Genomic DNA, 6,619 nt, shown 5'->3' with positions numbered 1-6,619 from the left:
AAAAGATTTTCCGACAGCGGAGGGCACTCGGAGCGAAGCCCCCCTCCGAGGCGGCGGAGCCGGTCCCGGGCGCCCCCGGGACGGGGCGCATCACGGGCGGAGCCAGCCGAAGGAGGGGGGGTGGAGTGAAGTAAAGCGCAGGCGTGCGGGTCCATCGCACGCCGAGCCATGAACGAAGCCCCCCTCCGAGGCAGCGAAGCCGGCATCCAGCGCCCACTCCGGGTCGCCCGGATACGGGAGGGTTATGAGCGTCCCTGCGCCTGCTGCTTCCGGAGGGTCACCAGCAGGATCCCCACCGCTGCCGGGGTGACCCCCGGGATCCGCTGGGCCTGCCCGATCGAGACGGGGCGGACCCGGACCAGCTTGTCCCGGACCTCGGTGGACAGCCCGTAGACCGATTCGAAGGGGAAATCTCCGGGGATTCCCATCTCCTCGTATTTTTGAAGCTTTTTGGCCTCCTCCTCCTGGCGGCGGATATATCCGTCGAATTTCACCACCAGCCCTGCCTGGGCGATCACCTCGGGGTCGGTCCCGGAAAGCTCCGGGTCGCACTCCGCGATCAGGGCGGCGGTGACCCCGGGCCGGCGCAGCAGCTCCGCGTAGGTGATCCCCGTCCGGACCGGCGCCCCCCCCGCTTCCTCGGCCAACGCGGCCAGCGGGTGCCCGGCCGCCACGCGGGTCGACTCGAGGCGGGCAAGAACGCGGGAGAGTCCTTCCCTCTTGCGGCGGAAGAGCTGGTACCGCGCCTCCGGCAGAAGCCCCGCGCGGAAGCCGGTTTCCGAGAGTCGCAGGTCCGCGTTGTCCTCCCGCAGCAGAAGGCGGTACTCGGCCCGGGAGGTGAACATCCGGTACGGCTCCTGCGCCCCCTTGGTGACCAGGTCGTCGATCATCACCCCGATGTAGGCCTCGTCCCTCCGGATCACCACCGGCTCCAGCCCCTTCGTCCTGCGGGCCGCGTTGATCCCCGCGACGATCCCCTGCGCCGCCGCCTCCTCGTAGCCGCTGGTCCCGTTGATCTGCCCGGCATGGAACAGGTTTTTCACGATCTTGGTCTCGAGCGAGGGATAGAGCTGCACCGGGTCGGCGAAATCGTACTCGATCGCATACCCGGGACGGATGATCTCCACCCGTTCCAGCCCCGGGATCGTCCGGAGCATCTTCACCTGGATGTCGTAGGGAAGGCTGGTGGAGACCCCGTTCGGGTAATACTCCGCCGTGCGCAGCCCTTCCGGCTCCAGGAAGACATGGTGCCGTTCCCGGTCGGAGAACCGGACCACCTTGTCCTCGATGGAGGGGCAGTATCTCGGCCCGATCCCACGGATCACTCCGGAATAGAGGGGGGAGCGGGAAAGACCGGACCGGATCGCCTCGTGGGTCCGCGCATTCGTATAGGTCACGAAGCAGGGAAGCCGGGGTCTCCGGATCTCCCGGTTCTCGAACGAAAAGGGAACCGGACGGTCGTCTCCGTGCTGCGGGGTCGTCCGCGAGAAGTCGATCGTCTTGGCGTCCAGCCGGGGGGTCGTGCCGGTCTTGAGCCGCCCGACCGAAAATCCCAGCTCCCGCAGCGAGTCGGAAAGCTTCATCGACGGGAATTCGCCCGCCCTGCCGGCCGGGAAGTTCACCATCCCGACATGGACCAGCCCCTTCATGAAGGTCCCGGGGCACAGGACCACCGTCTTTCCCCGGAACCGGATCCCCAGGTTCGTGTCGACCGCTGCCGCCCTCCCCCCTTCGGTGACGACGGCGTCGACGATCGCCTGCTTGACGTCCAGCCCGTCCGTGCTCTCCAGCACCTTCTTCATCCGCAACCGGTAGACCTGCTTGTCGGCCTGCGCCCTCGAGGAGCGCACCGCCGGCCCCTTGCTCGTGTTCAGCTGGCGGAACTGGATCCCGGTGGCGTCGATGTTCTTCGCCATCTCCCCCCCGAGGGCGTCGATCTCCCGGACGAGGTGACCCTTCGCCAGCCCGCCGATCGCGGGGTTGCAGGACATCAGGCCGATCGCATCGGCGTTGATCGTCAGCAGGAGGGTCCCGCACCCCATCCGGGCGGCGGCCAGGGCCGCCTCGCACCCGGCGTGCCCTCCCCCCACGACGATCACGTCGTACTCTTTCGGATATTCATACATGTTTCCACCACCTTGGCGCCGATGTTCCACGTGGAACATCCCCGGCCGCAGGCGGCCGGAGCTTATTTTCCGATGCAGAAGGAGGAAAAGATCGTTTCCAGGATCTCTTCCGGGGCGATCTCCCCGGTCAGCTCGGCCAATGCCCGGGAGGCATCCCGCAGGTCGGCCGCGACGCACTCCTCCGGCATCCCGGCCTCCGCCGCCTCCGCCGCCCTCCGCAAGGCCTCTCCCGCCTTCCCCGCCGCCTCCGCATGCCGCATGCGGGTCAGCATCGCCTCAGCCAGTATATCACCCGCCTGCGAGGCCAGCTCCGCCGCCATCCGGCCCAGCAGGTCGTCGATCCCCTCCCCAGTCTTCGCGGACAGGGAAACGATTCCTGCCCTTCCCGGCCCGGCAAACCGCTCCCCGCTTTCGGCCGGGGGGAGGTCGCACTTGTTCCGCAGGAGCAGGTGCGGGCGTCTTGCCACCTCCCGGTAGGCCCCCTCGTCTCCCGCGTGGGCCGGCCGGCTCGCATCGAGGAGAAACAGAACCAGGTCGCTTTCCGCCACGATCTCCCGGCTCCTGCGGACCCCTTCCCGTTCGACCGGGTCTTCGGTCGGCCGAAGCCCCGCGGTGTCGACCAGCCGGACCGGGACCCCGGAAAGGGAGATCTCCCCGGAGAGGTAATCCCGGGTGGTCCCCGGGATCTCGGTCACGATGGCCCGCTCCTCCCCCAACAGGCGGTTGAGGAGGCTCGATTTGCCGACGTTGGCCACCCCCGCGATCGCCACGGAGGCGCCCTCCCGGTAGAGACGCCCCCGGGCGAAGGAGTCCCGGAGGCGCCCGACGGCAGAGCCGACATCCTTAATGTTATCAATAAGTTGCTGCCTCGGGGGGGGTGGGATGTCCTCGTCGTCGGAAAAGTCGATCGAGGCTTCCAGCAGGGACAGGAGAGAGAGCATCCGGTCGCGCAGGGGGGCGACCGCCCTTCCGATTCCGCCGCGCAGCTGCCGCAGCGCCGCGCGCGCCGCCCCTTCCGTCCGGGCGGCGATCAGGTCGGCCAGCCCCTCCGCCTGGGTCAGGTCGATCTTTCCGTTCAGGAAGGCGCGCCGGGAAAACTCGCCCGGGGCCGCCGGGACCGCCCCGAGCGCGCAGGCTGCATCCGCCGCCTGCTCCACCAGCACCGGGCTTCCGTGCAGATGGATCTCCGCCAGGTCTTCCCCGGTGAAGCTTGCCGGGGCGGGGAAACAGGCGACCAGCCCCGAATCGATCTCCTCTCCGGAGGCGTCCCGCACGGCGCAGCGGGTCAGCGTTCTGGGGGGAAGCGAGGCGACCGCAAGCCCCGTCAGGGCGGAGGCGATCGGAAAGGCGCGGGGTCCGGAAAGACGCAGGATGGCGATCGCCCCTACCCCTTCCGGGGTGGCGGGGGCGACGATCGTCGTTTTGGCCGCCGGCGGGAACCGTCCACGGGAACCTCCTCGGGAAGAGCGGCCCTCTCCGGACGATCCTTACGCCGAGGCCGCCTGCTCCGCCGCAGTCTGCCGGTTCTGGTAGATCTGCTGACCGATGGAGAGCAGGTTGTTCATCAGCCAGTAGATCGTCAGGCCGGTCGGGAACCCCCAGAACATGAAGGTGAAGACCAGCGGCAGGAACATCATCATCTTCTGCTGGGTCGGGTCCATCCCCCCGGAGGGGGAGAGCTTCTGCTGGACAAACATCGAGACCCCCATCAGCAGCGGGAGCAGGCGGATCGGGATCGTGTAGCCGGCCACGGCGATGTCCCAGAGATGCTCGGGCGCGGACAGGTCGTTGATCCAGAGGTAGAAGGGGGAGTGGCGCAGCTCGATCGCCACCAGCAGTCCCTTGTAGAGGGCGATAAAGACCGGGATCTGCAGGAGCATCGGGAGGCAGCCGCTCATCGGGTTGATGTTGTAGGTCTTGTAGAGGTTCATCACCTCCTGGTTCATCCGGGCCTTGTCGTCCTTGTACTTCTCCTTGAGCTTGTTCACGATCGGCGCGAGGGCCTGCATCTTCTTCATCGAGGCCATCGACTTCTGCGTCAGCGGGAAGAAGAGGATCTTGATCAGGATCGTCAGGAGGATGATGTCGATTCCGTAGTTCCCGGTCACCCGATTGCTCGCGGAGAGGAGCCACACGAGCGGCTTGGCCAGGAAGGTGAACCAGCCGTAGTCGACCAGCTGCTCCAGGTCTTTACCGACGGACTGGAGAAGGGCGTACTCCTTCGGCCCCATGAACACGCCCGTGGTGAAGGCCGACACCTCCTTCGGCCCCAGCACTGCCGGCGAGTCGGCGAGCGAGATCCGTATCCCCTCCTCCCCCACCGAGGCGGCCCCCTCGACCGCCAGCGGCTTCGCGGGGATTGCGACCAGGGTGAAATACTTCGAGTCCGCGGAGACCCACCGGGCCGGCGTCTTCGGGATATCCCCCTTCCCGACCTTCTTCAGGTCGTACTGCTGGATCTTTCCTCCCTCGTTCACGACCACCCCGTGGAAGGAGTAGGAATCGCCCTGAAGCTCTCCTACGAAGACCTGGGAGAGCTCGATCCCCGGGCGGAACCGCAGCGACCCCGTGGAGCCGTTGGAAACCTTCTGCTCGAGCTCGAACTCGTACCTGCCCCCGGTGAACCGGTATTCCCGGAAGATCCGGATCCCCTGCTCCGATTCCCAGGCGAGCCGGACGACCGCCTTCTCTCCCTCCTTCACCGTGACGGTCTCGGGTGCGTCGGAGGAAAAGACCGGCAGCGCCGGGAAGGGAGGCTGGCTCTCCGCGAGGAACGGATCGAGCGGCAGCGGACGGATCGATCCCGAACCCACGATGTCGAGCGGCTTCCCGCCGGGACCCGGCTTGTCCATGTAGCGGCTCAGCAGGAAGGATTGCACTCCCCCGCCGGCGGTGGCGATGGTGGCGGTGTACAGGGGGGTCTTCACGGCGATCCATCGCAGCGGGTTTTTCCCGCGGGAGGTGGGCCCCCCGAGGACTTCCGCCCCGGGGACCGCTCCTGCAGGCGCAACGCCGGGCACCCCGGCAGGTGCGCCCTGGACGTTGTCCCTCCCCGCGACCTGGGTCTGCGCGCTTCCCGGCCTCTGATCCGCCCCCTTCTCCGGGGCGGGACCGAACAGCTTCTGGTATCCGATCACGATGACGATCGACAGCACGAACGCCAGGATCAACCGTTTTTCCATCAATCCCTCGTTCCGAAAAAGTGGATCGGCCGGGGCTCATCCACCCCGCCTGGATGGAACGGGTGGCACCGCAGGATTCGCCGCACCCCGGCAAGAACCCCAATAACACACCCATTCGTTGAGATAGACCTTATCGTGTATTCCGAGCAGCTTGGGGTATACCGGCAATTGTTCCCGAGATACGGGGAAACCGCCTTCTGGTAGAATCGGATCGCGCCGATCAGGATATCGCCTGGCCTCAACGGGATGATCCCCTCCTGTTTCCCCACCGGCGTTCGATCGCATCCGACAGCTCGCGGCTCACGGATACGAGGTCCGCCTCGTGGGGCGCCTTTCTCGCGACGATCGCGGTGCGGCTTCCGTCCGGAAAGAGCCTCTTGTTCCCGCGGTAGAATTCCCGGAGGAGCCGCTTGATCCGGTTGCGCACGACGGATCCGCCGGCCCGCCTGCCGACCGAGATCCCCACCTGCCTGCGCGCAGGCCCCCGGCCGGTATCCATGTCCACCCGGTAATCGCGATAGACGGTGAAGTGGGGCGTGGTGGCCCGCTCGCCCCTGCGAACGACTTCCCGGTACTCGCGGTCGGTGCGCAATCTCTCCGCCCTCGGAAAGCCGGGGCATTCGGCGCGCTCCGCCCTGTCCATGCGCGGGGAACTTACTTCTTGCCGCCCACCGACACGGTGAGACGCTTCCGCCCCTTGGCGCGGCGCCGAGAAATGATCTGCCTCCCCGCCTGGGTGGACATGCGGCTGCGGAACCCATGAGTCCTGAGACGCCGCCGGTTGTGCGGCTGGTAGGTACGCTTCATCCCGGCCTTCCTCCTTCTGCTCCTTGACGCAATACGGCGATCGACGGAAAAAGGGTAATTTAATCCATTTTTTCCGGGCCTGTCAACCGGAAATTCCCGGCAGGCGATTGCCGGAGCCCCCGACCGTCGCGAGCGCTCTACCCTCCCTACGCACTTTCCTCCATCCGCCCGCACCCCCCCCGAGCACCCGGCTCCCAGGCCCAAAAGCAAATTTCGGGGGACCTTCGCCTGCCCGTTTTCCGCTCGGCCCTGCATGGGCGAGGGCCCCGGGAAGCAACTGCTCCGGGGAAGGCACAGCCTTCCCGGGTTGTCAAGAAGGATGCAGGTACCCCCGAATTTTTCCTCGGTGTATTTCTTCCTTGCTTCCGTTTTTTCCGGTGTGGTAACCTCCACCTCCCGGGAGAGGGAAAAAAGGACAATACCTCCGGGATCCAACTTTAAAACAGCTGTCCGTAAACCAAGGGGAAAGACCCATTCATTCCAATCCTAAATGTCTGGTTTTGC

General features: G+C 66.4%; 5 protein-coding genes. All 5 read right to left on the bottom strand.

Annotated features, from left to right (window positions below):
• Positions 1-242 precede the first annotated feature (242 nt).
• Positions 243-2,126 carry a tRNA uridine-5-carboxymethylaminomethyl(34) synthesis enzyme MnmG gene (locus A2X88_07895; GenBank protein ID OGP35483.1) on the bottom strand — a complete coding sequence of 628 codons (1,884 nt, stop codon included), beginning with the start codon at positions 2,124-2,126 and terminating at the stop codon, positions 243-245.
• A gap of 62 nt (positions 2,127-2,188) precedes the next feature.
• Positions 2,189-3,541 carry a tRNA uridine-5-carboxymethylaminomethyl(34) synthesis GTPase MnmE gene (locus A2X88_07890; protein OGP35482.1) on the bottom strand — a complete coding sequence of 451 codons (1,353 nt, stop codon included), beginning with the start codon at positions 3,539-3,541 and terminating at the stop codon, positions 2,189-2,191.
• A 72-nt stretch (positions 3,542-3,613) separates the two neighbouring features.
• Positions 3,614-5,308, bottom strand: a complete 1,695-nt coding sequence (locus A2X88_07885) for a hypothetical protein (GenBank protein OGP35481.1) — start codon at positions 5,306-5,308, stop codon at positions 3,614-3,616.
• A 238-nt stretch (positions 5,309-5,546) separates the two neighbouring features.
• Positions 5,547-5,951, bottom strand: coding sequence for a ribonuclease P protein component (locus A2X88_07880; protein ID OGP35480.1), 405 nt, complete (start codon positions 5,949-5,951; stop codon positions 5,547-5,549).
• An 11-nt stretch (positions 5,952-5,962) separates the two neighbouring features.
• Positions 5,963-6,115, bottom strand: a complete 153-nt coding sequence (locus A2X88_07875) for a 50S ribosomal protein L34 (GenBank protein OGP35479.1) — start codon at positions 6,113-6,115, stop codon at positions 5,963-5,965.
• Positions 6,116-6,619: the final 504 nt, after the last annotated feature.

This window comes from Deltaproteobacteria bacterium GWC2_65_14 (genome assembly GCA_001797615.1).
Classification (GTDB): Bacteria; Desulfobacterota; Deferrimicrobia; order Deferrimicrobiales; family Deferrimicrobiaceae; genus GWC2-65-14.
This window is presented reverse-complemented; position numbering and strand designations above follow the sequence as displayed.